Source organism: Metabacillus halosaccharovorans (assembly GCF_002019635.1).
GTDB lineage: Bacteria > Bacillota > Bacilli > Bacillales > Bacillaceae > Metabacillus > Metabacillus halosaccharovorans.
In genome coordinates this window covers 522,329-549,270 of the sequence record NZ_KV917371.1, presented here as the reverse complement: position 1 = coordinate 549,270, position 26,942 = coordinate 522,329, and the positions used below count along the sequence as shown (strand labels likewise).

The following is a 26,942-nucleotide window of genomic DNA, read 5'->3' as shown; positions in this document are numbered from 1 at the left end:
TTTTTGTTATAAGTTAAATGACGTTTGGATTTACCGTAACAGGGTAAAACCCGAAAGGTAAACGCAGAGGTGTAATACCTCTGCGTTTTTAGTGTTTTTTTCTGAGTTTGTTCATCCATTGTGGAGCTTCACTATTAGGATTGGCTAATGGAAATTCAATGGCTGTAAAGGCTGGAAAAGAGATCTTTAAGTGTTCATTAGAGGGAGGTATGCTTACCCATCCTTCTTTCAACTTAGTAACTGATTTTAAGTGGAGGTATTCAATCCATGTGTTTAATGAATGATAAGCATGAAGCCAATCCTCTTGATTGACTGTCCAATTGCCAGCATCAAACGTCATGCCGACAGATATTTCTTTCTTCCATTGGAAAAAGGATAGGATTGGAAGTAACGTTCCTCCATATGTGGATTGGTCGTTTTCAATTAACATTTTCAAATTTTTTGGCAGATTGGTTTTCAGCCATTTGTCAAAAGTGTCTGTGTCAGCCTTGTTCGCATCAAACTTTCCAAGGGAAAACTTTATATGGGTAGCATTTAGAAACGCAGCCTCCTTAATGGATGTCTCTGCAATCGGATTCAGGGAATAAGAGTCTAGCCATAACTCTATTGGAACCGAATAGATAACTGGGTCCAAGTTAGAAGCTGCAATCGATCGTTTTAATATCCCCAATTCTGTTGAGACATCTGTTAGACACTCCCGTCGTACTTCTATTCCATCAGCACCGTATTCTTTAATTTTTGTAACCTGTTTCTCTATAGAAATAGGTTTATTAAAAATGAGTGTAGGTAAAATAACCTTCGTCATCATTCAACCTCCTAGATGAACTATTACTAAACCGGTTTAGTAGATGCATTTACAACACTATAACATGAAGGAAAGCGTCCCACAATATGTAAAAAATATTCATTATTCCGTTCCTTGCTTTTCTATTTCATTTTTTAAAAAGGGGTTGTAAAACGCTTACAATTGTTTTATAATTTCACTAAACCGATTTACTAAACCGATTTACTCAAACTTATCTAAAAATAATCATATTACTTAGGAGTCCAATAGATGAAAAAGGTTACGATTGCAGATGTTGCCCAACATGCAGGTGTTTCAAAAAGCACTGTATCCCAATATTTAAACCAGCGCTACGACTATATGGGAGAGCAAACGAAAGCGCGCATTGAAGAAACCATTAATGTTCTTGGCTATAGACCGAACATTCTAGCAAGAAGTTTAAAACAAAAGTCAACCACAACGATTGGGGTCATCGTTGCAAACATTTTGCATGTCTTCTCTACACAGGTGATCCGAGCAATTGAGGATGTTTGCAATGAAAAGGATTTCCACGTGATTATCTGTAATGCCGATAATCAACCGGAAAAAGAGAAGAAATATATTGAAATGTTAAGAGCAAAGCAAGTAGATGGCATTATCGCTTTTCCAACAGGGGGAAATATAGCATTATATCAAGATTTAGTAAGAGAGAACTATCCCATCGTTTTTATCGATCGCTTAATTGAAGGGATCGAAACAAACACAGTATTACTAGATAATGAAAAGGCTGCATTTATAGCGGTTGAAACATTGGTGAAGAATGGATATTCAAAAATAGCCTTGTTATCTCCACCTTTCGAACATGCGATCACCCCACGTATGGAACGACTTAAGGGGTACAAGAACGCTTTACTGGAGTATCAAATTCCGCTTAATGAGGAATATATCGTTAGTGGAAAGACTTCAGAAATGCAAAGTTTGATTGAAAAATTAATCCATTTAAAAGATCCGCCTAAAGCCATTCTGGCAACAAATGATCACGTTCTAATGGAGCTATTAACTTATGTAAAAAAAAATCAAATGCGTATTCCTGAAGAAATCGGGGTGATTGGGATTGATGAAGTCTCTTTTGCAGATATTTACAGTCCATCATTAACGACCATTGCCCAACCGTCTTTTGAAATGGGGGCAAAGGCAGCGAATCTCTTATTCGAAAGAATTCAAACGAAAGATATAATCAATCAAGCGAAAATCTACCGTTTTGAGCCAAAATTAATTGTACGAGAATCTTGTTAATTTTTATTAGAAAGGTGATTAAAGATGAAAAAAATTATTGAAACTATTGCTGGAGAAATTTCTGGAGTATTAGCACAAATTGACGAAAATGAAGCCGCTAAATTGGCTAATGAACTGCAAAACGCAAAGCGTATTTTCATTGCAGGTACAGGACGTTCCGGATTAATCGGAAAAGTATTTGCGATGCGAATGATGCATAGTGAATACCCTGTGTATGTTGTCGGTGAAACGATTACTCCAAGTATTGAAACAGGGGATTTATTGTTGACGATTTCTGGTTCAGGAAGCACAGGTTCGCTAGTCCAATATGCTAAAAAAGCAAAGAAAATTGACGCAAAAGTGGCCTTGGTTACAACGAATAAAGATTCTGTTATTGGGGAGCTTAGCGATTGCACGATTACAATTCCAGCTGCCACAAAAAAGCGGCTTGCTTCAGAGCCTGATACGATTCAGCCGCTTGGAAGTCAGTTTGACCAATCCGCTCATTTACTTTTAGATGCTATTATTGTTTATCTTTTACTGCAAAAGCCGGAAGGTAAAAGTCATTCAAGCTTAAATCAAAAACATGCAAATTTAGAATAGGGAAAGGGGTTAAAAAAATGAGTTTAATAGATGAGATTAAAGAGAATAAAATTGTTGCAGTTATCCGTAAAGCAAACGAAGAAAACATTGTCCCGATTTTAGAAGCGTTGGCAAAGGGTGGAGTCACTTCTGTTGAAATTACAGCGGAAACACCAAATGTCACTAGAATCATAGAGACTGCCGTTAAACATATAGGGGATCAAGTAAACATTGGTGCAGGCACAGTGCTTGACCCTGAAACAGCTCGTCAGGTGATTATGGCAGGGGCGACCTTCATTGTATCGCCTACACTAAATCTCGAAACAATGACATTAACCAATCGGTATGGAGTTTTAAACATTCCGGGAGTTTTGACGCCAACGGAAATCCAAACTGCTTATGAGCACGGTGCACAAATGGTAAAAGTGTTCCCGGCAGATGCATTTGGACCAAATTATGTGAAAAATATTTTAGGACCGCTTCCACATGTTCAAGCAATGGTAACAGGCGGAATAACCTTAGACAATATGAATGAGTATTTATCAAAAGGCTGCAAGGCAGTTGGAATCGGGAGTAATTTGGTGAATGCTGCATCGTTAAACTCTGAAGATGATTACAAGCAATTAACGGAACGCGCGAAACAATATGTTGCTAAGGTGACAGAACTTTAAAGCATAAGGGGGATGGGAGCATGCTGAAATCTAAATATACTTTTCTATTACTCGTTATTGTAACCATTGGACTATTAACCGGGTGTAATAATACAGCTGTTGAAACAAATGGAGATGGCAAAATTAAAATAATCGCTGCACATAATCAAACGTCTCCAGACAATCCTTATCAAACAGGAATGTTGAAGTTTAAAGAAGTGGCGGAGCGCGAATCAAATGGAAGTATTGAAGTCGAAGTACACGCAGGAACAATTGGAACAGAGGAATCTCAGCTTGTTGAAAAACTTCAATTAGGTGCTGCAGATGTGGTACTCGTTTCCCCTGGATTTATGACCCAAACAGGAATTAGAGAAGTAGATTTATTTTCTGCACCCTATCTGTTTACAAGCTATGACCATTGGCTAAGCGCTGTGGATGGGGAAGTGGGAAAAGAGATGGCAGAAATCATTAACGAGAAATCTAATAACTCTTTTAAACTATTAGGTTATTGGTCTGCCGGTGTTCGACATTATTATGGAAAGAAACCGCTGAACACCGTAGATGACCTAAAAGGTGTTTCATTAAGGACACAAACATCAGGTGTTGTCTCCGACTTCTGGGAAGCAACTGGAGCGATTCCATCAGGGATCTCATGGGGAGAGCTTTATCAAGGGTTACAACAGGACGTTGTTGATTCATCTGAAAACGCTTACCCATTTTTTGTCCAACAGTCTCATCACACAACACCAAACGGGAAGTACATTACCGAAACAGGTCATGACTACACCACACGCTTTTTATTAATCAATGGGGAAAAATTTGATCAATATTCTGAAGAACATCAAGAGATTTTACTAAATGCAGCGGAAGCTTCAGTGAAAGCAGAGCGTGAGGCTACTAATTCTCAAGATATAGAATATAAGGAAAAGGCCGTTGCTGAAGGAGCGATTGTAAATGATATTGATACACAACCATTTATTGATATCGCTAGACCTATTTTAGAAGATTTGGCTAAAGAAATCGAAGTAGAAGATTTACTACAGAAGATTATTGATTTGGAATAATCTAAGGGGGTATAGAGATGAAGCGTTTTGTGCAGGCACTTGAAAAACTACAAATTACGATCGGTATTTTATTCTTAACAGTGTTCTTTTTAGTGATTTTACTGCAAATCATTACAAGATATTTAGGAATATCGATACTCTGGACCGAAGAGGTTGCAAACTATTCCTTTATTTGGGCAATTTTCATGGGAGCAGCAGTGATGGTAAATCGTCGTGAACATTTTAACTTTGACTTTATCATCAGAAAATTAACGGGAAAAAAGAAAGTATCCCTCAATGTTTTTAATGACCTTGTTTTAATTGCATTTAATGTTTGTATTTTCTTCCTTGGATTGATCGTCGTAAAAGAGTTTTGGAATTACACATGGGCAACACTTCCTGACATGAAAATGGGATACATTTGGATTGCCATTCCGATTATGGCTGGGACCATGATCATTTACTCTGTCTCTCATTTGATTCATCATATCCAATCACAAAAAGCGAAGGAGGTAAGAGGATAATGGGATTTTTACTTCTTGGATTATTTATTGTCTTAATGTTAATCGGTGTACCAATTGCCTTTGTCATCGGAATCGTCGCATTACTTGGTATATTTGGAATCCCTTATACTCCTGAAGCCACTGTACCAATGAAAATGGTCAATGGTCTCGATTCATTCGTTTTGTTAGCGGTACCATTATTTATTCTTGCGGCAAACTTAATGAACGCTGGAAAAATTTCTGAAAAACTAATTAACTTGGCACTCGCACTTGTTGGACCGATTCGTGGGGGATTGGCCCATGCGAATATTCTTGTATCGATGATGTTTGCAGGTGTATCCGGCGCTTCTCAAGCAGATACAGCCGGTGTTGGTAAGATTCTTATTCCGAGCATGCTCAAAAAGGGCTATGACAAAGAAATGGCTGTTGGGGTTACTGCTGCATCTTCCACAGTAGGTGTTGTCATCCCTCCTAGTATTCCAATGATTATCTTTGCGGGTTTAACAAATGCCTCCATTGGTGCATTATTCCTTGGCGGAATTATACCGGGAATCTTAATTGGGGTTGGCATGATGGTTTTTGTTTATATTCTTGCAGTGAAGAAAAAATTCCCGCGTTCTGAACGTGTAGAAGTGAAAGATTTTGCAAAGTTGTTCATTGAAGCAATACCTGCGTTACTCACTCCAATTATTATTATTGGAGGAATCATTACAGGATTCTTTACTGCTACAGAAGCTGCAGCTGTTGCATCACTGTACACCTTAATTGTTTGTATGTTTTATTATAAAACGTTAAAAGTCAAAGATTTGCCGAAAATTTTAATGGATACGTTGTCATTAAGTTCTCTGTCACTATTCGCCTTGGCTTGCGCAAGTGCACTTGGGGAATTAATGAGTTATTACCAATTAGGAACAATGGCTCAGGAGTTCTTTACAAATAATGTTGGTGCAGAATGGTTGTTTATCGTTATTATTATTGCGTTCTTCCTGTTTATTGGAACATTTATGGATGCGATACCAGCTATGATATTATTCGTCCCTGTGATTTTGCCAACAGCCTTGGAATTTGGAATTGATCCGGTCCACTTAGGGTTAATTGTTGTTATTACTCTAGCTGTTGGTTTGATTACACCGCCATATGGTCTCTGTCTTTTACTTGCAGCAAAAATTGGTGACATGTCAATTGAAAAGTCCTTTGTGGCAGTCATTCCGTATATTGTCATTATCATTATCGTCTTGTTATTTATCGCATTTTTCCCGGATATTGCATTTTTCATTCCAAAAGCTATTAATCCAGGATTATTTTAAAAGAGGTGTATTTTTTTATGAAGGTTGATAAAGTCATTGCGGCAGAAGAAGCCGTAAAATACGTGAAAAATGGAATGACGCTTGGTTTGGGGTCAGGCTCTACGGTCAATTGGTTTCTTCGTAAGCTGAGTGTACGGGTTAAAGAAGGGCTTCAAATTCAAGGAATTCCTTCCTCTAAAAAAACCGAAAAGTTGGCGAAAGAACTTGGCATTCCGCTAATCGATTTTTCGGCAACTACACATATTGATTTGGCGATTGATGGAGCTGATGAAATTGATAGCTCTTTAAACCTAATAAAGGGAGGCGGGGGTTCACTAGTTAGAGAAAAAGTAGTCGATGCTTGTGCCGATGAATTGATCATCATTGCCGATGCAACGAAAATGGTCTCACAGCTAGGAACATTCCCACTGCCAATAGAAGTTCTTCCATTTGGGTTTGAAGTGACTGTAGAGAATATTAAAAAGCTTGGAGGGATTCCAACTTTAAGAAGGAAAGACGATCAAATCTTTGTCTCGGATAACGGAAATTATATCATCGATTGCTCCTTTGGGCCAATCGATGATGCCGGAACCTTACATGAAAAGTTGATTCAGATGGTTGGAGTAATAGATACAGGGATATTTGCTGGAATGGCAGATAAAGTGATTGTTGCCCGAAATGGAGAAATAGAACTGTATTCAAGAACTTAATAGGTCGTTTCCTTTTGCCCCAATCGAGCGAAAGGGAGCTGCTTTCATTTCTTAGATAATCGGAAAAGTGTTTGGAGGAGTTAGAATGAAGGATATCATCACGGTTGGGGAAGCAATGGTCGTTCTTAACCCAACTGCAACGGGACCGATGAAGTTTGTTAATGGATTTGAGAAAAAGATTGGCGGGGCGGAGTTGAATTTTGCGATTGGCTGCGCGCGCCTTGGGTTAAAAGCAGGGTATATTAGCAGGTTAGGAAACGATGAGTTTGGAAGCTACATTCATAACTTTACCCGCGGGGAAGGGATCGATGTTTCCCAAGTAGAGTTTGTTGATGGGTATCCAACTTCCTTGAATTTTAAAGAGATTATGGAAGATGGAAATGTCCGGACATTTTATTACCGGGATAAATCTCCGACTCTCACGATGACGGCCGATGATTTAGATGAGGCTTATTTCCAACAAACAAAAATACTACACATTACAGGCATCTATCCTGCAATTGGCGAGAGGAACATAGAAGTCATCTACAAGGCTATTGAACTTGCAAAAAGAAATGGTTTAAAAATCTCCTTCGATCCAAATATCCGACTTCGCATGTGGAGTAAGGAAGAAGCACGGAAAGTATTGTCAGAGATTTTGCCACATGTTGATATTTTACTTGTCGGTGACGAAGAAATGGAGATTATTATCGGAGAGAAGAATCCGGCGACTATTATCGAAAAAGTGAAAGACTTAGGGATTTCTTTTATTGCCATTAAACAAGGAGAAAAAGGTTCTGTCGGTTATTTTAATGGTGAGATAGTAACGTCAGCTCCTGTGAAGGCTTCTAAGGTGGTCGACACGGTTGGTGCGGGAGATGGCTTTAATGCTGGCATCATTTATGGGATTTTACATGAGTGGTCCCTTGAGAAAACACTTCACTTTGCCAACACAATTGGTTCGATGGTTGTCAGTGTCAAAGGTGATAATGAGGGATTGCCATATTTGGTAGATGTTCAGGCAAGACTTGGGGAAGTAGAACGGATTGAACGATAAAGAACTAGGTAACAGCTCATTTGAAAATTGGGTGACGGACCTGGGACGAAGATAAAATGAGGTGTTAAAATGAACTTACAGTTAGCATTAGATCGCCTAACCAAAGAGGATTGTATCCGCATCGCGAAGGAAACAGAAAAAAGCATTGATATCATTGAGATAGGAACAGGGGTAATTAAAGAGTACGGGATGTCAATTATCAGGGAAATGCGTTCACTTTTCCCTGACAAGCTAATCCTTGCTGATATGAAGACATGTGATGCTGGAAAACACGAAGCACGCCAAGCATTTGAAGCAGGAGCTGACATTACGACCGTTATGGCCTTCTCATCTGATTTGACGATTAAAGATACATTACAGGTCGCAAAAGAAATGGGAAAGCAAGTCATGATTGATTTATTAGAGATTCATTCTAGAGATCGAATTGCAGAGCTCAAAGAACTCGATGTAAAGCTTGTCAGTCTGCATGTTGGAAAGGACAAGCAAACTGAAGGAACGTTTGATACAACATTATTTTCCCTTGTTGAGGACTTCAATTTTGAAGTTGCAGTGGCGGGTGGAATTAACTTAGAAAACATACGTGAGATTGCTGCACATCAACCGGATATTATTATTGCCGGCAGCTCCATCACAGGAGCAGAAAAACCAGCACTCGCAGCCGCAAAAATGAAGGGAATTTAGATGCTGGTGCCAGAAACCATATAGTAAAATGGATTCTTAGATAGGTTCTGTAGAGCAAGTTCTGTTCTACAGGACTTTTTTATTGCTATATAATTCTCTAATGGATTAAGTACAGTAAGAGCAATGGAACTCAAACACCAAGACTCCTACTAGACATATAAGTAAGAGTTTGGTGTAAATAGTTAGGCAGATTTTTAACGATTAATGTATGGGTCCATCTTCAAAAACTGGGGAAATCTTATCAATGCGATTTGTCCATATGCCGCCGGAATAGTCTGAAGGTAGTCTTTCCAAATCCTGTGGATGATCGAATCCTTCTGACCAGCCACCATCACCTGCAACAGTAATAACCCGTGTATCAACGCTTTCCATTCGGTTTAAAAATTTATCTGACCATCCCCAAATCCAAGGTGCAATACTTTCTGGTAAATGTAATTGTGTATGTTCACAAGAGGAAGGAATATAACCAGTCCAACCAATAGCAATATACGGAATCATACAGCTTTTCATGGTAGCCATTGACATGACACGTAACTCAGGAATTTGTTCTTTTACAGATGCAATTGGTTCATCCCCTCCGTAAATGGTCAATTGACTTATACGTTCTTTCGGTAACTTAGATAGATATTCAGCCAGTTGAATTCCCTCTTCCGGGTCATTACTTTTCATGTGAATTAATAATGACTCATTTGGAAAGTGGGACAAGACCTCCTCTAAAGAAGGCATGAGTCCTACACCCTTTCCTCGAAACGGATAGGTGTTTCCTTTATCAGCTGTGTATCCATAGCCAATATCAATTTTCTTCAATTCTGCCATTGTATAGTCTTTCGTTGTTCCTTCAACATTTGTTCGACATTCTAGTGTCCAGTCATGGAATACGGCAAACTGTCCATCTTTTGTGGGTTTTATATCAAACTCAACCATATCGGCTCCGGCATCAAATGCTGCTTCCATTGAAGGAATGGTGTTCTCAAGGTAAGGATGCTCGGGTTCAAAGATTCGCTCTGCTGTACATGTATCCCCTTCAATTCCTTCCATACTAAATGTTTGTCCAAGTCCTCTGTGGGCAAGCAAGTAGGGATCAACATCTTCACGATCTTTTGTAAACATAGAACTGTTATTAAGAAAAATAAATAAAACCAATAGAATGAAAAAGATAGCGATTCGTTTTAATGCTCTTTTGAATTTCACTTTTTTTTCTGCCTCCATCATATGGGTAAGATAATAGGTCGGTCCACTTATATAATGATATCGATTTTTATTTACTTCTCAATGACTAAAGAATAATAAGATTATGATAATTAAAGATATTGTCTCATCTTGGATTTGACTTTTTCTTTTTTTGTAATAAATCCTTTATCATGCGTTGTTTTTAGTAGATTTTGGATATTCTGTATGAGAGTGTAAAGGAGTTGAGGTGGTGTTATCTATGACTAAGAGGCATTTACTATTTAATCTATCAATTATCATCTTTCCGTGGTTAACATTGTTATTCATAGGTAAGAAAAGTTTTAAGCGGTATTCATGGGCAGGTATTTTTGTTGTTCTGTTTGAAATCATTAATCATTTGTATGGAAATAGGAGAGGCTGGTGGAAGTTTTATGATAAGCGGAAATTATTCATAAAAGATGAACTTCCTTTTAGTATTGGTCCTTATATGCCTCTTTTCATGTGGTTATTAAAGGTTTCATATGGAAACTTTAAAAAGTATATTATGCTTAATGTTATTTCAGATGGGATTTTTGCTTTTATTGTTATGGATATTTTAAAAAAGTTTAAGATCATACGCCTAAACAGGTTGAATCGTATCCAGTTTTTTATTTATATACACTATAAGGCATATCTATTATATGGTTTTCAGTATTTGTTAGAGAAAATAAAAAGCTTTCTCTCATACAAACGGACTCAGGAAACCGTGTAAAATAGGCGTGAACCTAGAAGTTCACGCCTATTCATTTAGGACCAATCATTTAAGCATTTGGAATAATCGTAATTCCAATGGTACGAACAGAGGCTTCTGATCCGTTACTTTCGCTTGAAGTGTTGTAGTATTTATTCATCAAATTGTTTAATTCGTTCTGAAATGATTGAAATTGTTCCTCACCTAAGTTTAATTCTACAACAGTAAAAGTGGCTTGATCCTCCTGTCTGTTTTCCTCTAAATTTTCCAAATAAGCTTGATATTGTGTCATCAGAGATAGTTGATAGTAAGAGATATAGTCCAGTTTTTCCTCGTTGGGAATTCTCTTCCACTCCTCAACATCAAGCTTTGCCTCTGCTTCATTTAAAGCATAATATTTTTCTAAAACAGACTTTACTTTCTTTTCTTTAATAATCCGAATAATATCAGCGTCTGCCATAATTTGAATATGTCGATAGAGAGTTGCTTGAGGGATATCTTTTATTAATTTTACCATTTCCAATGGGGTTAGCCCATTTTCTTTATGTCTCATTAAAGTTTGGCAAATTTTCATTCTGACAGGGTGCATTAAAATCTCAACTTTATTACTCACGATTCTCACCTAAATTTAGTTGTTTTAATTCTCATTATAAATAATGAGAATAATGATTGCAATGAGTGAGGAAACTCGTTATCATTATTGATAACGAGAATGAGATAGGAGGAATAATGAAAATGGAACTACATTATGGAATAAAAGATCTTAAAGACATTGATTTTATGGTTTTTCTACCGATTGTATTACCGGTAATGGCAGTTGGAGCAATTTTGGTTTTCCTTGCGTTATTTGATCTTTATCGACACAGAAAAACGAGGGAAAATGCGCTAATCTGGATGGTGGTCATTCTTTTTGTTAATACTTTGGGTCCTATCCTGTATTTCGTAATAGGAAGAAAGGAGAGTAAAAGACTATGAAACTGGAAGTTAAAAATGTGACAAAAACTTATAAAAGAAAAACGGCAGTCAACAAATTTTCGATGGAATTACAATCAGGTGAATGTGTGGGGTTAATCGGACCAAACGGTGCGGGAAAATCAACCTTATTAAATGTTATTTCAGATATCATAAATCCTACCGGCGGTGAGGTTTTACTGAATGGAAGGGACATATCCATGATGAAAAAGGAAATTGGATATTTGCCTCAGTATCCTAACTTTTATCATTGGATGTCTGCTAAGGAAACTCTTTTATTTATGGGGCAGCTATCCGGTTTGCCAAAGAAAGAATTGATTGATTTAATACCAGAGAATTTAGTGAAAGTTGGGCTGAAAGAAGAAGAAAATTCTAAGGTAGGCACATTTTCAGGGGGAATGAAACAAAGACTGGGGATTGCACAGGCATTATTGCATAAGCCATCACTAATTATCATGGATGAACCTGTATCGGCATTAGACCCTATTGGACGAAGAGAAGTGATAAATCTCATAAAAGAAATAAAAAAAGATACAACCATATTATTATCAACCCACATACTTAGTGATGCAGAAGAAATATGTGAACGTTTTGTTATGATAAAAGGTGGATCAAAAATTGAAGATACAACTATTTCACAATTGTTAAGTCGAAATAGTGATAATAAACTGTATGTTGAAATTACAGCAAAAGATCAAGAATGGATAGAAGTTATGAAAAAAATTTCTTACGTAAAAGAAGTAGAGGTAACTGGACAAAAAGTTAAAATCAAAATAGAAGATATTGAAAAAAACAAAAATCTATTATTGAAACACGCACTTGATCATGGAGTTGACATTGTTAAATTTGAAATGAATAAAGATACGTTAGAAGAAATTTTCTTGAAATTGGTGGTGGAACAATGAATTGTAGTATTGTATTGGCTAAAAAAGAGTTTGTTCAAATGATTCGCGATTTTAAAGTTATTTGGCTGCCGATCGTGTTTATCTTTTTAGGCATAACGCAGCCAGTTGTAACTTACTATTTGCCATCGATTTTACAAGCATTAGGCGGTGGTCAGGGGGTTACCATAAATCCGGGCTTGGCTAATCAAAAAGGTGGAGAGGTCCTCGCAAGCACATTGGGTTCTCAATTTGATCAGATGGGACTAATGATTCTAGCCATTTCAATGATGGGAATAATTCAAGCAGATAAAACAAACGGTATGTTGGCATTTATTTTAACAAGACCTGTCTCAGTTCTTTCATATATAGGTGGTAAAGTAGTATCAAATTATTTAATAGCAGTGATTAGTGTAGCTTTGGGATATTTTACTTCGTATTTATATGTTCTTAATCTTTTTTCAAATGTGCCATTTTCACTTATGCTTATTGCCTTATTATTATATCTTGTATGGGTTCTCTTTATTGTTTTTTTTACTATGATGGTCAGTACGATTTTTAATAGTCAAGGCATCATTGCATTAATTTCAATTGTCTTCCTAATTGGATGTAGAATAATAGTTACTATTCATCCAGTTATTGATCTCTTTAATCCAGCTAGTATGAGTATTCATGCCATGGAGTTATTAATATTCGGATCTCTTAAATCAGATGTATGGATTCATTTGGCGGCAGTGTTTTTTTGGATAATCCTGACTTTCTATATAACGTATTATTGGATTTCTACTAAAAAATATCATCATGAGTAAGAATATAAGAAGCACATCTCAAAAAAGATGTGCTTTATTGTCATATATATATTTAAGCCGATGTAGCTCCTTGTCCACCATCAATTCGATAATAAGATCCGGAGATAAAGGAAGCTTTATCAGAAGAAAGGAAAACCATGAGATCTGCAATTTCTTCAGGAGTTGAGTAGCGTTTCAAAGGAACGCTGTTTTCAAATGCAGTGCGAGCTTCACCTTCTTTTCCAGGCATAGCATTTGTTTCAATTGATTTCATCATTTGTGTATCTACTCCTGATGGCGCTACAGCATTTACCCGAACGCCATAATCGGCAGCTTCTAGTGCAGCTGTTTTATTTAAGCCTAATACCGCGTGCTTAGATGCAACATAAAGCCCCATACCAGGAGCTCCTAGTAATCCTCCGTTTGATGCTGTATTTACAACCGCACCACTTTTTTGTTCCTTCATAATAGGTAAGACATGTTTCAATCCAAGGAATGCACCAAGAACATTAACACCAAAGACTGCCTGATAATTGTCCATTGTTTGATCATCTAACAAACCAAATTTTCCGTTAATACCGGCGTTATTAATAAAAACATCGATTTGTCCATATTTATTTTTTGTTTCTGTAACATATTGTTGTACTTCTTCCTCCTTGGATACATCAGCCGCCAATAATAAAACATCATCTGCTTTAATTGAACTAGCAGCCTTTTCCAACGCACCTAATTTTAAATCAACAAGTGCCAATTTTGCTCCTTCAGCGGCAAATGCTTTTGCTGCAGCAAGTCCGATGCCATTAGCTGCTCCTGTAATTAATACAACTTTTCCTGTAAAACTCATGTCTATTTCCCCCTTTAGGTTTGTTATATATATGTTATCGCTATTATTGTCGATTGTCGACAATTTTGTTTTAGAAGGAAAAACCTTCTATTCTGTTAAGGTATCAAGTAATAGACCTGGAATGATTTCCTTGGCTTGACCTATATTATTTTCTTTTATGCAAGCGACCACTTCCAACATCTTTGGGTGGAAATGATTCATCGTTTCAATAGTCCATTTAACTTTAGCAAACACATTAAGAATATATACTGATTCATCATAAAACTTGCTAAGAGCCTTATTACCGGCAACTTCAAAAAGATACTTCGTTAAGATGGATGATGACTCCTGGTAAGCTAGTAATTCACTAGCTAGAAACTTATTCGACATAAGGGTAAGCTTTTCATCTAGTGATTGAAGAGAATCCTTTGTCCATTTTTCTTTAGAAAGCTCTAATGCCATTTGGATAAGCCCAATCATGACTTCTGTATATTCACGAATTTCAGTGCGAGAAAAAGATTTAACGAGGGTACCTTTCCTTGGAATTCTTTCGACAATATTACTTATTTGCAATAAATATAAAGCTTCCCTTACAGGAGCACGACTTGTTTTAAGTTCTTGGGCAAAATGCTCTTCGACAATTTTGTGTCCCGGACCAATTTCACCCTTCATTATTTTTTCTAATATATATTTAGCGATCTGTTCTGGTAATGATTCACCAAACTGATTATCAGCACTATAAAAAGGGGAGGTGTTTCTTGACAACTTTTTCACTCCATAACAAATTATGATCTGTTCGGTTAATTTTAACATATTTACTAGTTTAAAGTATTTTGGAGTGTGAGGTGATTGTAAAAGTAATAAAAACCGCCTATTTTATTTCAAGACGGTTTGATAAATGAGAGACCATTTATTAATAAATTGAATTAAATAGAGTTGCTGGAGTCTATTTTTTCAATTATTTTTTGAAAACCATAATTCAAAAGAGCGAGTGAAAAAGAAATACAGAAAAGGGTTGTGGAATTGAATTTTTTTAATTTGTAATGTCCAATCTTTTGGAAAATTGGACTAAAGAAATAAGCAAAAATGACATCCATGATAAAATTACAAAGTGCATACAAAGAAAATTTACCGTATGTAAAATGAAATACCCACAAATTAATAGTAAAAAAGGGTCCGAAAATAAACGCTAATGCATCAAAAACCATATATTTTGTTCCGCCTTTTACCTTCCACCAATTGAAAATGGGGTTGAGGAGCGTTTGGATTAATAAAAGACAAGAACAGAATAATGTAACAGGTAAATATCGTTTAAAAGATTGTTTGGGAAGAAACTTGATGACACCTGTCCAAAGAAAGATCGCGTTTACTATTCTAAAAAAAGTAGCTATCAACTTACTCATCCTTAGGGTTTTTTCTTAGGATGTGATAGATGAGTGGTTTTATTCAAAAAAAAGAACAACAAGGATATGCTGTTCTCTTTTCATCGTTCATTTATTGCTTACATACGGACCTTCATCGGTAGATTCGTAAGGGATTGTCCTGTAGCGGAAACCGTAAGATTTTTTTCCAGTTCAAACCCGTTCACTGGTTCAATGTGGGAAAATTTTTGTGTGAAGACCTCAAGTACAATGTTCATTTCTAATCGTGCGAGAGGTGCCCCTAAACAAAAATGTGGACCATTTCCGAACGTTTGATGTTTTTTATTGTTTGGACGATGTATGTCTAAAGAAAACGGGTTTTCAAACATGTCTTCATCCATATTGCAGGCACTCATCCAAGCAATGACGACATCCCCTTTTTTTAATTCAATACCTAATAAATTATTATCCTGCTTTACAGTTCGGTCTCTTCTTGACATATGAAATCGATAGCGAAGCATTTCTTCGACAGCATTTGGAATGAGTTCTTCATTATTTCTTAGCTCTCCATATACCGATGGATCGTCATAGAGTAATGAATAGAAAGAATTGGCGATGGCATGGCTTGTTGTTTCAACACCTGCACCTAATAACAACATGGTGACTTGTACAATTTCTTCATCTGTAAATCTTTCTCCATCTACTTCAGCACGAATTAAGTCACATATTATATCATCAGTTAAGTTCATCCTCTTTTGAATAACAATAGGATATAGGTATTGGAAGTATTCTTGTGCGGCCTTTTGTTTTTGCAATTCGATTTCTTCAAGTCTTTCTTCGTCATAAGGCTGGAAAAGGATATCGATCCATTCTTTAAATTGATAACGATCTTGAATGGGCACGCCAAAAAGATCAGCTATTACAAAGCTTGGAAAAGGAGCAGCCAGAGCATCGACTATATTAACAACTGAATTTTCATTTATTTCTTCAACGAGTTCGGATGCAATCTGGTAAATACGGGGTTCCCAATTTTTTAAACTACGGGGAGTGAAAGCTGCTGCTAACAAAGAGCGGCTTTTTCTATGCTGAGGTGGATCCACATTTGTAATGTTTGTGATAGATGAAGGATTTGCCTGTTTATGATTAGATCCAACAAAAATAGTTGTTCTCGATCCTTCACTTGAGAAGTATTTATAGTTGCTTAATACTTGTTTAACATCCTCATATTTAAATACATTCCATGTATTCGTTTTTTCATGATAGTATACAGGATGTTTTTGCAGCATTTCTTTGTACCAATTAATAGGGAAAAACTCTTCTGTACGTGAATGGAAATTGGTAATTTCTTTAATTGGAATAACTTCTTTAATCATCGTCTTATTCCTCCTTAAGAATAAATACTCCTATAGATGTTGATTAACTTTCTATTTATAATCTACTCTAATTGGAGTATTTTAAAAAGAGTAATACATAATAGGGAAGTCATCCTATAAATCAATATTTTTGATTTCAATAGACTATTCTTTAACCGACTATTATCTCACAGTCACTTTATGCCATAATGAATAGAGTGAAAATAGAACCAGTTGTATCAAAAAGGATATGAGAAGGAATTTATGATCAAAAAGGAGAATGTCTCTTGTCTGTTTCATTATTTATACTAGGGAGCTTAGCCGATGAAAATAGTCATCCATACAAATTAAAGAAAGATTTACTTGATGCATTACCTATAAATAGGATGAGTGAGGGGAAATTTTATTATAATTTTGAGGCACTGCAAAAAAAGGGATATATAGAACCGGTAGAATCCATCCAAATAGAAAATCGTCCAAATAAGACTCTTTATAAAATAACCAAGATTGGAAGAGAGTTTCTTGAACAAGAGATTTATCATAGTTTTAAAGAAGTATCTAATTTGAAAGATTTATATATATCCATTTATTTAATTAAGTTCATTGATCCACTTAAAGCAGTCTTTTTGCTTGAAGATGCTATTAACCAGGAAAAGAAACGTTGGGTTGAATATAGGGAGTCAAAAAATAGTGAAAAAATAAAAAATAGAATGGAACGATTAGATGATAAACAAAAGAAAGCTGTGCATTTTATTAGTGAACATGCTTTTAGTCAATCAGAAGAGAATATACGATGGATGGAAAAGCTTTTATCTTTTCTAAAGGAAATCGAAAATTGATTAACATGATATACAAATAGATAGAGGAGCTTCAACATTGACATATCTTAATATCACAGATATTATAGATTTATTAAGTCTTTAATTAGAGGTGAGAAACATGAAATATTCCAAAGCAACGAATTATGCCCTCCATACAATTGTTTATTTGGCAATAGTACCATCTGGAAAATCAATTGGGGTAAAACCTTTAGCGGAGGTACAAAAGGTTTCGCCAACTTATTTGTCAAAAGTATTAACAACTTTAGTTAAATCCGGTTTTATCGAATCTGTAACGGGTGTAAACGGTGGATATAAATTAATAAAAGATGTGAAAGATATATCTTTCCTGGATATCATCCATGCCATAGAAGGAACATCATCATTATTCAATTGCAGTTTAGATCATACCCAGCACAATCGGGAAAATTGCTTAATTGAAAAAGTAATGAATGAAGCTGAACGAAAGATGGAGGATTATCTAGGGTCACAAACGATTGAAGATCTGGTCAAAAAGGTCGATGGAAAAATGGCAGAAAATATAAATTCTATCGCAAATTAATTTTTTTAATCCAATTAGAGACTATGAATATCTGTAATATCTATAATTGAGGGACATTTAATACGAGGAGGAAAACAAATGTTAGATTGTGCAATTATCGGTGGGGGACCTGCTGGCTTAAATGCTGCTCTTGTCTTAGGGAGAGCAAAGAGAAAGGTTGTATTGTTTGACAATAATCAAGCGAGAAATAAAGTTACTCAGGAATCACACGGCTTTATTACAAGAGATGGTGTTTCACCTAGTGAATTCAGGGAGTTGGCACATCATGATATTAGTAAATATCCATCAGTAAAAGTAGAGAGAGTAAAAGTTATTGAAATCAAGAAAGAAAGCAGCAACCTATTTACAGTAACGACTGAAGAAGGAAAAGTGTTCACATGCAAAAAGGTAATGTTAACAACAGGTCTTAAGGAGAATTTACCAAGAGTAAAAGGAATAAACGAGTACTATGGAAAGAGCCTCTTCAGTTGTCCGTACTGCGACGGGTGGGAATTGAGAGATCAACCTTTAGTATTAATCGGTGAAAATAGCAATACCTCTCATTTGGCAAAAATGATTTATCAATGGAGCCATGACTTAGTCGTGTGTACAAACGGTAACCCAATTCTAGAAGAAGATGATGAACTCCTACTTAAAAGGAAAGGATTGATCATAAAGAAAGAGAGAATAGAAACATTATCAGGAACAAATGGTAAATTAGAAAAAGTAATTTTTGAAGACGGTACAACGATGAACCGAGTGGGAGGTTTTGTTACAACTGATCTTCAGCAGCCAAATAATCTAGCTATCTCCCTTGGATGTGAGCTGAATAATACGAATGGAATTATTGTTGATGATTTTGGCAGAACAAATATTGAGGGAGTCTATGCTGCAGGAGATACCACATTTTCCGGCCCTTCACAGCTAATCATCGCAGCGGGCCAAGGTGTTCGAGCGGCAGCTGGTATCAATCACGATTTGATAATGAAGGAATTTACTTCAAGGGAATTCTAGAGGATGTCATTATATTAAAGGACTTGGGAAGGCTTGACATCCAGCTCCAGCGCCTAGCCCCTCGAGGTCATAAGCCACAAATGAATTGAAGACAAAGAACGTCTTCTATTCATTTGCGTCTTATGCTTGTCGGGGCTGTTCAAGGCGCTTGCGCTTTTGTTGAGTCCTTATCTAGTTTTAAAATCCTTCTTAAACTGATCAAAGTCTGCTTTAATGTATTGAAAGGATTTAAGCTGTCCGCCGTGATCGGGATGGGATAGCTTTAATAATTCTTTATAGGCAGACATTACTTCTTTTTTTCCAGACACTTTTGATAGACCTAATTTATCGCGATAATCCTGTAATGGAAAACGCATTTGTAGAGGGGCTGTTTCCTTTTTTGGCTCTTGGGCTTTACTAGAATTAGTATGTATGGAATTTTCTTTGTGCTGAATTATTTCATTTCTTAGTCGGATATTTTCTTTTAGCAAAGAATCCACTTCCTTTTGTAAATCATTCTTTTCTTTTTTGAGAAGTGAAATTTCCTGATGCAACTGTTCTCTTTGCTTTATAGAATTTTCATGAAGAGCCTTGATTCCCTCAATATATCCTTCTTGTACTTTTAATTGTGATTGAAACTGTCTAATCATTTCTTTTTTCTCATCTCGGAAACTATGGTGCTTAAGTTCAGTTCTTTGGTGATCGATGCTGGCTCCATTTGTATCATCCGACGTAATTTTTCCTTCTTTTATCCATTTTCTGATGGTGAGTGTTCTTATATTTTCAGAGACTCCTGCTTTTGTGAGCATCTCTACTGCTTCGTTCATCTTCAATATCGTCACCCTTTTTCTATTATCTCTACAGATAAAATTTCTTTATTATATATATAAGGTGAAGAAAGGTATTTTCTGTCCGGAACGTTTTATCATACAAAAAACGGTACACCTCATTGATTGAGATATACCGTCATTTTAATCACGCTTTTTCTTGATTTTTAAGTAAATACAATGATGTAATCCAGGAGGTTATTGGTATAACCATCGTTACACCGATGCCGGCACAAAGCAATGTAAGCATCTCAGCACTAAATATTTTGGAATTTACAATTTCACCTAAAGAATAAGATAAATCTTTAAACCAAATAAGCAGGGCTAAATATCCTCCGAAAAATGCAAAAAACAGTGTGTTCGTACTTGTGCCTAAAATATCTTTTCCAATGCTTAATCCTGATGTGAATAAATCCTTTCGGGTAATAGTTGGATTGTGAAAATGGATTTCCCGCATAGGTGATGACACGGCGATTGCTGTATCCGTAATGGCACCGATTGTACTCATGATCATGACAGATGCAGCGATTTTGGTAAAATCAATTCCAATATAAAGAGAGAAAATACTTAACTCTTCTACTTCTTCCTCACCGAAGCCTTGAATCATTGCATTCTTAGTAAGAAAGATAATAAATAAAAGAAGAACTACAATCGATATAATCGTCGAAATAAATGCAGGTATCGTTGTATTGTTCACTTTATTAATATAAAAAAGATTAATACAGCTAATAACAATACTTGCCATAATCGTAAAAATGATCGGATCGATATTTGGATCATTCAAAAAGAAAAGAAGGATAAAAATGACAGCAAAGTTGAAGAACAATGCTAAATAGGAACGTATCCCTTTTTTTCCTCCAATTAGCGCCATTAATAGAAATAAGATAGCTGCAAGTACTACTAGTGCATTCATAATTTTGCCCTCTTTCTATTAATGAAAAATATCGTTGTAAATAGACCAATAGGAATGGTGATGACAATTCCAATCCCGCCAGCCAGTGCTCTGGCTAATTCTAGTGAAAGATTCATGGAAAGAGTGTATCCCAATGGTGAGTGATTTTTTAAATATAAAATCAACATAGGAATTGAACCGCTAATATAAGCAAAAAACAAAATATTAGTCATTGTTCCCATAATATCTTTCCCTATTTCCATTCCTGATTTTTTTAGTGCTTTTACAGCAATATTGTTATTTTTTTCGTACAACCCAAAAATGGAAGAAGACATGGTAATCGCGACATCCATTACTGCTCCTAACGAACCTAGAAATAATCCTGCCATAAAAACCATCTGGTAAGGACGGGTTATAAATTGAAGCTCCTCATAGCGGAGTCCTTCTTCAGAGGTTAGCCAAATAACGAGATAGGAGATAAACAGAGACAGAAACGTTCCTAGTAATGTAGCGATGATCGCTGCATAGGTTTTTTCGTTAAATCCGTTTGCAAGTAACAAAGAGATCACTGTAAATAAAATAACAGCTATGCTGCAAATTACGATTAAGTTTCGATCTGGTTGATCAAGATAAAGATCTAATGCATACGACAAGATCACGGCATTTACGACTAGACTGATGAGAGAAAAGAAACCTTGTTTCCGACCGACAATTAACACGATAATAGCAAAAATCCAAGCAGCAATTAACACGTAAGTATCACGTTTTAGATCTTTAATTGTGCCTGTTAAAAGGGCATGTTTCCCGTTGTTTTCATCAATTGAAACGAACAGTTTTTGTCCTACTCTAAATTCTTGATCATAAGCTTTTGAACTTGAAAATTCATTTGACAGATGGATAAGCTGTCCTTTATGATCACCGTTTTTTAATTCAGCGGTAATCTGCTGAGTGAAAAGTTCATCTTTATTATCATATAGATCGATCACTTCAGTTGAGTCTGTTGCTTCTGTTTGTGTAACTTCAGCGATTGGACGATCGTAAAATGAATAATTGTTGGTAACAAAAATAAGCGATGCCACAAAAGCTAGTATTAATAGTAGATATAAAATAACTTGTCTATTTTTCATTTTTTTGTCCTTTGTTTCGATAACGTTCAATCTATATCCTCCAAATATAGTGAAATCTAATACACTCCATATTAGTATATTTTTTTACTTGAAGTAAAGGTGATCCATGAAGTGGAGGTGGATTTTTAGAAACACAGTGTTACATATGTGGAACAAATTCCAAATGGTGTGACAAAAAACTATTTCCAGCTAACTCGTTTACGTTCCATTTAAAAGTATGTATTGTTTTTAATAGAGGTATTGAAAACTAATAAAATGACAAAAAAAGTCAATATTAATATGGAATATAATCTGGAGGTATACAACATGACACGTTATCCTTTTCCAAAAGGGTTTTTATGGGGTGGCGCTACAGCAGCTAACCAAATTGAAGGTGGATATAATGAAGGAAATAAGGGGTTAAATATTGCAGATGTTCTTCCGGGAGGTAAAGCACGGTATGAATTTTTAGTAAAGCCAGGCTTTGACTTTGAAATCCATCCGGATCAATATTTTTATCCAAATCACGAAGCAATAGATTTTTACCATCGTTATAAAGAAGATATTGCATTGTTTGCCGAAATGGGATTCAAAGCATTTCGCATGTCGATTGCATGGACACGAATTTTTCCAAACGGTGATGAAGTAGAGCCCAATCAAGAAGGACTGGAATTCTATGACCGTGTGTTTGATGAACTGCATAAGTATGGAATTGAACCGGTTGTGACAATTTCACACTATGAAATGCCTTTGCATTTAGTAAAAGAATATGGTGGTTGGAGAAATCGTGAAGTTGTGACGTTCTTTGAAAAATATGTGAATACAATTTTTACTCGTTATAAAGACAAGGTTAAAAATTGGATGACCTTTAATGAAATCAATAGTGGTTTAGTTATGCCAATCAATGGACTCGGATTTTCAATTCAATCTGAAGAGGATAAATACCAGCCTACATTCCAAGCCTATCATCATCAATTTCTTGGAAGTGCGATTGCGGTTAAAGCATGCCATGAGATCATTCCTGGTTCTCAAATTGGCTGCATGATCCTTTTTGCACCAGTTTATGCATTTGATAGCAATCCGCAAAATGTGATGCATGCATTACGGGAAGAACAGCTGTTCAACTATTTCTGTGGAGATGTTCAAGTCCGTGGTGAGTATCCTGCTTTCATTAAGAGATACTTTAAAGAACATAATATAGAATTAGATATTCAAGATGGTGATTTGGAATTGTTGAAGGAAGGGACAGTCGATTATGTCGGCTTTAGTTATTATATGTCCCGCACGGAGAAGAAAGTGAAATCAGATGAAGAATCATCTGAGGGAAATATTATCGGTGGAATTCGAAATCCATTTTTAGAGGCAAGCGACTGGGGCTGGGAAATTGATCCAGAAGGGTTACGCATCAGTTTAAACAAATTATATGATCGTTATCAAAAGCCTCTATTTATCGTGGAAAACGGATTAGGAGCGTATGATAAAGTGGAAGAAGACGGCTCAATCAATGATGACTACAGAATTGACTATCTACGTGAACATATTAAAGCAATGGGTGAAGCAATCGAAGATGGTGTGGAGTTAATGGGCTACACAAGCTGGGGATGTATTGATATGGTCAGCATGTCAACGGGGGAATTCTCCAAACGGTACGGCTATGTGTATGTGGACAAACATGATGATGGCAGCGGAACATTAGAACGGAAAAAGAAGAAGTCTTTTTATTGGTATAAAGACGTGATTGAAAGTAATGGAGAAAAATTATAAAAATAACGCCTCTCAGGTGAGAGGCGTTATTAATAATTCAGCAATACCTAATTCGTAACCCTTACCGCCTTTTAGGAATCGTAAGGGTTACTGTTGTTCCTTTATTGACTTCGCTTTGATAAGCTAAACCAAACTCCTGCCCGTAGGAAAGTTGTACACGGTGGTGGACATTCCTTACTCCATAACCCTTTGTTTTGTTGGTTAAAATGGTTTCCAGCTTTTCAGGTTCTATCCCACAACCATTATCAGAAACTGTGAAAATTAAGTGATCCTCAGTTTGTTTACCTGATATGGTTAAGATTCCTTTACCGGGCGTTACTTTGTGGTCAATTCCGTGATTGATTGCATTTTCCACTAACGGCTGTAAAAGAAGATTAATCATCGTGTAATCAAGAATATCCTTCTCTACTTCGCAATGAACCTCAAATGAATCAGAATGCATCATTCGTTGAATTTGAATATAGGAAGTTGTATTTTTAAGTTCATCTTTAATAGATATAGTATGCTTTCCTTGATTCAATGTCGTACGGTAAAATGTTGAAAGATATTGAGCCATTTGACTAATATCCTCTTGATCAGCCATAATTGCCTTGCTGTTGATCAGAGACAGGCTGTTATAGAAAAAGTGAGGATTAATTTGGGCTTGTAATGCTTTCATTTCATATTCTTGGCGAGCAATTTTACTTTTGTATACTTCATTAATCATTGTATTTAATTTATGAACCATATTCCCGAACTTTTGAATTAAGTGACCGATTTCATCAGATGCAGTGTTGGTCACAGTTACGACCAAATCCCCTTTTTCAACCTGTTCCATATTTTTAGATAACATGATTAACGGTCGTACGACCACTTTTGAAAGAAAATAAATAGATAAAAACAGAATCAGGATGGAAGAAAGAACAACGATAAAAAAAGTAAGCTCAAGTCCGAAAGAAGAAGCGGAGACTGTACCATACGGACGATAAAGATAGGCTGTCCAGTTATAAGGGGTAAGTTCAGCTTTCTTATAGATATAGTGTTTTTTTAATGTATCCTCACGTACTTGTTTTAACAATTCGTTTTCTGTTAGCGCATAAGACATATTTGTTTCTGAAAATTGGTTTATTTGAAACACTGGTTTATCATGTTCATCAAGAATAATGAGTCCGTAATTATTTTCATATAAGGTAGACATTGATTCAAACACATTCTCATAATCGATATCCATGTAAACAATATTGGTTGTATTATGGTGACGATCAAATAATTGGCTGGCAACCTCGAATGATTTCTCTTTAGCTGATACGATTAATGTTGGTGTGGATGTTTCCGAAATGCTTTCAAACCAACTGTATTGTTTAATATCTGTTAAAGGTCTGAGACTCTCACCGTGTGAATGCATCTTATTGTTACTATAAATCGTAATTCTATTAATATCTGTTTGTAAAAACTTCGAAGTGCTTAATAGTGGATCAAGTGTATAGTGATAAAATAAAAACATTTCATAGTTATTATCATAAGTAGATGTAACACCTCTTTTTACATCTTCATTCCAAACAATATGATTCATTGCATCAAAATAAGTGTTTACTTTATAATCAAGGCTTGAGATTGCCTGATTAAGAGATTCATCCAACACTTCATTTTCGCGTGTAATGAATAAATGTTGTACCTGATTATACCAGAAACTTCCTAATGTAATGACTGGGAGTAGACCGGATAGTAAACAGATAAATAAGATTTTATTTCTAAATTTTAGGTTTTTAAACCATTTGTTTATATTGTGCATCATTATGAGTTCTCTTTCATTTTTTTATCCCTTTGACGGTACTTTTCCGGACTTACTCCGAAATGCTCCCGAAAACTCCTAACAAAGTATGAGAGATTTTGATAGCCAACATTATGACATATATCATTCACTTTCATATTTGTATTATTGAGTAGATCTTTAGCAACTTCCATTCTTAGATTCTTAATATATTTATTGATCCCGCAACCTGTTTCCTGGATGAATATTTCACTTAGATATCCTGGTGATAAGTAGACTTGTTCAGATAATAAATTCAAAGATAAATCTTCCTGGTAATGTTCTTGTATATATTTTTTTACAATTTGGATCACATGTTTTGGAGATTTTCTCTCATCCTCCAATTTTTTTATGATCTCATTTTGTACGGATGTTAAAATCTCTTCAATATCAGAAAAATGATGACAGGAATATATTGTCTCCATTTTTTTATTAATGGTTTTTTTATCATATAAGGGCAGATCACACACTAGCAGCTGTAATAGTTTTGAAAATAAAAATCTCACATAGATATGAGATATTTCCAAATTTAAGCGGTACTTTTCGAACAAAAGGTTCATATTTTGTTTAAAACTAACAATATCAGCAAATGTAACAGCATTTTTTATGGCAAGAAGGAGGGCATCATCTCCTTCAGGATATCCTTTATCTTCGATTTGTATGGCTTCTTTTGGAAATACATAGGTGTCAGAATAGAAAAAACGGTCTTCGATATCCTTCTCCAACTCCTCGTAGAACTTTGGCATCTCACTAGGTGATGACAGTTTCGTGCTGATCGAGGTAAAACAGTTTATACCGTATTCTTCATGAATTTGTTTTTGAATGCTTGTTGCAGTCTGCTTAGTGTGTAAGCAGTTCTCTCCGTTTTTCTTAACTAACAATAGAATTTGAAAAGGATTAAGATCAATAAAGTTGCATGAGAAATTTGGAATAGCCTTTTCGATTGTATGGTAGAAAAATAGAGTATCTTTTTCCTCAGGAAGCCGATCGAAAAAAGGTTCATCAAACTGCATTAAAATCATGTATGAATAATCACATAAAAAGTCGAAATTGATGGAAGGGTATTCATTTTTAAGTTTTTGCAAAGGAGTCTTATTTATAAGACGATTAAGAATATGGGTTTTTAAGAGTTCTGTATTTGCTTCTATTTCTGCTAGGTCTTTTTCCAGAGTTTTAATATTTTGTATGACTGAACGAAGTGTTTGTAGAAATTCATCAGGTTTTACCGGTTTCAAAATATAGTCAACAGCTCGTAATGATAGAGCTTTTTTTATATAGTCAAAATCATCATGACCACTAAAAAAGATGGTTTGAATAGCAGGATAAAGTTCTCGCGCTTTTGTAGCTAACTCAATCCCATCAATAAAAGGCATTTTAATATCTGTAAATAAAATATGAACAGGTTGTTTCCTTAATAGAGTAAGAGCCTCTTTTCCATTACTTGCTTCCATTATATCAAGTTGAAAACGGTATTTATTGAGAAGAAAACGAATAACGTTTCGTTCGTCTTTTTCGTCATCTACAATTAAGATTCGATACATATTTTTCCCTCCGAGATATAATATTTGTTCAAGTATAGGAAATTATAAAACTCTTGTACTGTGGA

28 protein-coding genes are annotated in these 26,942 nt (G+C 35.6%); 17 read left to right on the top strand and 11 right to left on the bottom strand.

Annotated features, from left to right (window positions below):
- Nucleotides 1-88: 88 nt before the first annotated feature.
- Entirely contained in the window at nucleotides 89-805 is a 717-nt protein-coding gene (locus BK577_RS02705) for a sugar phosphate isomerase/epimerase family protein (protein ID WP_078431503.1), read from the bottom strand.
- Between the two features lie 249 nt (nucleotides 806-1,054).
- Between BK577_RS02705 and BK577_RS02700 the strand changes: the two genes are divergently transcribed.
- The 9 genes from BK577_RS02700 (at nucleotide 1,055) to hxlA (ending at nucleotide 8,529) form a co-directional block, all read left to right on the top strand.
- The gene (locus BK577_RS02700; protein ID WP_078431502.1) at nucleotides 1,055-2,059 is read left to right on the top strand and encodes a LacI family DNA-binding transcriptional regulator; all 1,005 of its coding nucleotides are present in this window, start codon (nucleotides 1,055-1,057) and stop codon (nucleotides 2,057-2,059) included.
- 24 nt (nucleotides 2,060-2,083) lie between these two features.
- Nucleotides 2,084-2,641, top strand: coding sequence for a 6-phospho-3-hexuloisomerase (gene hxlB / locus BK577_RS02695; RefSeq protein ID WP_078431501.1), 558 nt, complete (start codon nucleotides 2,084-2,086; stop codon nucleotides 2,639-2,641).
- Between the two features lie 17 nt (nucleotides 2,642-2,658).
- Nucleotides 2,659-3,291, top strand: coding sequence for a bifunctional 4-hydroxy-2-oxoglutarate aldolase/2-dehydro-3-deoxy-phosphogluconate aldolase (locus BK577_RS02690; RefSeq protein WP_078431500.1), 633 nt, complete (start codon nucleotides 2,659-2,661; stop codon nucleotides 3,289-3,291).
- Nucleotides 3,292-3,311: 20 nt separating this feature from the next.
- Nucleotides 3,312-4,334 carry a TRAP transporter substrate-binding protein gene (locus BK577_RS02685; RefSeq protein WP_078431499.1) on the top strand — a complete coding sequence of 341 codons (1,023 nt, stop codon included), beginning with the start codon at nucleotides 3,312-3,314 and terminating at the stop codon, nucleotides 4,332-4,334.
- A 17-nt stretch (nucleotides 4,335-4,351) separates the two neighbouring features.
- Nucleotides 4,352-4,837: a TRAP transporter small permease gene (locus tag BK577_RS02680; RefSeq protein WP_078431498.1), complete on the top strand. Its 486-nt coding sequence runs from the start codon at nucleotides 4,352-4,354 to the stop codon at nucleotides 4,835-4,837.
- Nucleotides 4,837-6,123, top strand: coding sequence for a TRAP transporter large permease (locus tag BK577_RS02675; protein WP_078431497.1), 1,287 nt, complete (start codon nucleotides 4,837-4,839; stop codon nucleotides 6,121-6,123). Before BK577_RS02680 ends, BK577_RS02675 begins: the two co-directional genes overlap by 1 nt.
- Before the next feature lie 17 nt (nucleotides 6,124-6,140).
- Entirely contained in the window at nucleotides 6,141-6,812 is a 672-nt protein-coding gene (rpiA, locus tag BK577_RS02670; RefSeq protein ID WP_078431496.1) for a ribose-5-phosphate isomerase RpiA, read from the top strand.
- Nucleotides 6,813-6,897: 85 nt separating this feature from the next.
- Nucleotides 6,898-7,848: a sugar kinase gene (locus BK577_RS02665; RefSeq protein WP_078431495.1), complete on the top strand. Its 951-nt coding sequence runs from the start codon at nucleotides 6,898-6,900 to the stop codon at nucleotides 7,846-7,848.
- A gap of 69 nt (nucleotides 7,849-7,917) precedes the next feature.
- Nucleotides 7,918-8,529, top strand: a complete 612-nt coding sequence (gene hxlA / locus BK577_RS02660; RefSeq protein ID WP_078431494.1) for a 3-hexulose-6-phosphate synthase — start codon at nucleotides 7,918-7,920, stop codon at nucleotides 8,527-8,529.
- A gap of 201 nt (nucleotides 8,530-8,730) precedes the next feature.
- On the opposite strand, the gene BK577_RS02655 is transcribed toward hxlA, so the two are convergent.
- Nucleotides 8,731-9,720, bottom strand: a complete 990-nt coding sequence (locus BK577_RS02655) for a glycerophosphodiester phosphodiesterase family protein (RefSeq protein WP_245823415.1) — start codon at nucleotides 9,718-9,720, stop codon at nucleotides 8,731-8,733.
- 238 nt (nucleotides 9,721-9,958) lie between these two features.
- Between BK577_RS02655 and BK577_RS02650 the strand changes: the two genes are divergently transcribed.
- Nucleotides 9,959-10,450, top strand: coding sequence for a hypothetical protein (locus BK577_RS02650; protein ID WP_078431492.1), 492 nt, complete (start codon nucleotides 9,959-9,961; stop codon nucleotides 10,448-10,450).
- A gap of 49 nt (nucleotides 10,451-10,499) precedes the next feature.
- Here BK577_RS02650 and BK577_RS02645 read toward each other — a convergent pair whose 3' ends face one another.
- Nucleotides 10,500-11,042, bottom strand: coding sequence for a helix-turn-helix domain-containing protein (locus BK577_RS02645; RefSeq protein WP_078431491.1), 543 nt, complete (start codon nucleotides 11,040-11,042; stop codon nucleotides 10,500-10,502).
- 122 nt (nucleotides 11,043-11,164) lie between these two features.
- Between BK577_RS02645 and BK577_RS02640 the strand changes: the two genes are divergently transcribed.
- Genes BK577_RS02640 through BK577_RS02630 form a run of 3 tightly spaced genes read left to right on the top strand, consistent with a single transcriptional unit; the run spans nucleotide 11,165 to nucleotide 13,091 of the window.
- Nucleotides 11,165-11,404 carry a PLD nuclease N-terminal domain-containing protein gene (locus tag BK577_RS02640; protein ID WP_078433439.1) on the top strand — a complete coding sequence of 80 codons (240 nt, stop codon included), beginning with the start codon at nucleotides 11,165-11,167 and terminating at the stop codon, nucleotides 11,402-11,404.
- Complete coding sequence (locus BK577_RS02635; RefSeq protein WP_078431490.1) at nucleotides 11,401-12,306, top strand: ABC transporter ATP-binding protein; 906 nt, start codon at nucleotides 11,401-11,403, stop codon at nucleotides 12,304-12,306. The genes BK577_RS02640 and BK577_RS02635 overlap by 4 nt, the downstream gene beginning before the upstream one ends.
- Nucleotides 12,303-13,091 (top strand): ABC transporter permease, encoded by a 789-nt coding sequence (locus tag BK577_RS02630; protein ID WP_078431489.1) that lies wholly within the window; start codon nucleotides 12,303-12,305, stop codon nucleotides 13,089-13,091. Before BK577_RS02635 ends, BK577_RS02630 begins: the two co-directional genes overlap by 4 nt.
- Nucleotides 13,092-13,143: 52 nt before the next feature.
- Here the strand turns inward: BK577_RS02630 and BK577_RS02625 are convergent, their stop codons facing one another.
- The 3 genes from BK577_RS02625 to BK577_RS02610 form a co-directional block, all read right to left on the bottom strand.
- Entirely contained in the window at nucleotides 13,144-13,914 is a 771-nt protein-coding gene (locus tag BK577_RS02625; protein WP_078431488.1) for an SDR family NAD(P)-dependent oxidoreductase, read from the bottom strand.
- An 87-nt stretch (nucleotides 13,915-14,001) separates the two neighbouring features.
- Nucleotides 14,002-14,658, bottom strand: coding sequence for a GntR family transcriptional regulator (locus BK577_RS02620; RefSeq protein ID WP_169908069.1), 657 nt, complete (start codon nucleotides 14,656-14,658; stop codon nucleotides 14,002-14,004).
- Between the two features lie 736 nt (nucleotides 14,659-15,394).
- Complete coding sequence (locus tag BK577_RS02610; protein WP_078431485.1) at nucleotides 15,395-16,627, bottom strand: cytochrome P450; 1,233 nt, start codon at nucleotides 16,625-16,627, stop codon at nucleotides 15,395-15,397.
- A gap of 266 nt (nucleotides 16,628-16,893) precedes the next feature.
- Between BK577_RS02610 and BK577_RS02605 the strand changes: the two genes are divergently transcribed.
- The 3 genes from BK577_RS02605 to BK577_RS02595 all read left to right on the top strand — a co-directional run bounded on the left by BK577_RS02605 (nucleotide 16,894) and on the right by BK577_RS02595 (nucleotide 18,979).
- Nucleotides 16,894-17,445: a PadR family transcriptional regulator gene (locus BK577_RS02605; protein ID WP_169908068.1), complete on the top strand. Its 552-nt coding sequence runs from the start codon at nucleotides 16,894-16,896 to the stop codon at nucleotides 17,443-17,445.
- Between the two features lie 100 nt (nucleotides 17,446-17,545).
- Nucleotides 17,546-17,986: an Rrf2 family transcriptional regulator gene (locus BK577_RS02600; protein WP_078431483.1), complete on the top strand. Its 441-nt coding sequence runs from the start codon at nucleotides 17,546-17,548 to the stop codon at nucleotides 17,984-17,986.
- Nucleotides 17,987-18,064: 78 nt separating this feature from the next.
- The gene (locus BK577_RS02595; RefSeq protein WP_078431482.1) at nucleotides 18,065-18,979 is read left to right on the top strand and encodes an NAD(P)/FAD-dependent oxidoreductase; all 915 of its coding nucleotides are present in this window, start codon (nucleotides 18,065-18,067) and stop codon (nucleotides 18,977-18,979) included.
- A 167-nt stretch (nucleotides 18,980-19,146) separates the two neighbouring features.
- Here BK577_RS02595 and BK577_RS02590 read toward each other — a convergent pair whose 3' ends face one another.
- The 3 genes from BK577_RS02590 to BK577_RS02580 all read right to left on the bottom strand — a co-directional run bounded on the left by BK577_RS02590 (nucleotide 19,147) and on the right by BK577_RS02580 (nucleotide 21,834).
- Nucleotides 19,147-19,791 (bottom strand): hypothetical protein, encoded by a 645-nt coding sequence (locus BK577_RS02590; protein WP_078431481.1) that lies wholly within the window; start codon nucleotides 19,789-19,791, stop codon nucleotides 19,147-19,149.
- Between the two features lie 142 nt (nucleotides 19,792-19,933).
- Entirely contained in the window at nucleotides 19,934-20,698 is a 765-nt protein-coding gene (locus BK577_RS02585) for a YibE/F family protein (protein ID WP_078431480.1), read from the bottom strand.
- The gene (locus tag BK577_RS02580) at nucleotides 20,695-21,834 is read right to left on the bottom strand and encodes a YibE/F family protein (protein ID WP_425435895.1); all 1,140 of its coding nucleotides are present in this window, start codon (nucleotides 21,832-21,834) and stop codon (nucleotides 20,695-20,697) included. Before BK577_RS02580 ends, BK577_RS02585 begins: the two co-directional genes overlap by 4 nt.
- Before the next feature lie 276 nt (nucleotides 21,835-22,110).
- Here BK577_RS02580 and BK577_RS02575 point away from each other — a divergent pair, with 276 nt between their 5' ends.
- Nucleotides 22,111-23,547 carry a glycoside hydrolase family 1 protein gene (locus BK577_RS02575; protein WP_078431479.1) on the top strand — a complete coding sequence of 479 codons (1,437 nt, stop codon included), beginning with the start codon at nucleotides 22,111-22,113 and terminating at the stop codon, nucleotides 23,545-23,547.
- Nucleotides 23,548-23,608: 61 nt separating this feature from the next.
- Here the strand turns inward: BK577_RS02575 and BK577_RS02570 are convergent, their stop codons facing one another.
- Together BK577_RS02570 and BK577_RS02565 are read right to left on the bottom strand one after the other, a co-directional pair.
- Nucleotides 23,609-25,321, bottom strand: a complete 1,713-nt coding sequence (locus tag BK577_RS02570) for a sensor histidine kinase (protein WP_078431478.1) — start codon at nucleotides 25,319-25,321, stop codon at nucleotides 23,609-23,611.
- Nucleotides 25,321-26,877, bottom strand: a complete 1,557-nt coding sequence (locus BK577_RS02565; RefSeq protein ID WP_078431477.1) for a response regulator transcription factor — start codon at nucleotides 26,875-26,877, stop codon at nucleotides 25,321-25,323. Before BK577_RS02565 ends, BK577_RS02570 begins: the two co-directional genes overlap by 1 nt.
- Nucleotides 26,878-26,942: the final 65 nt, after the last annotated feature.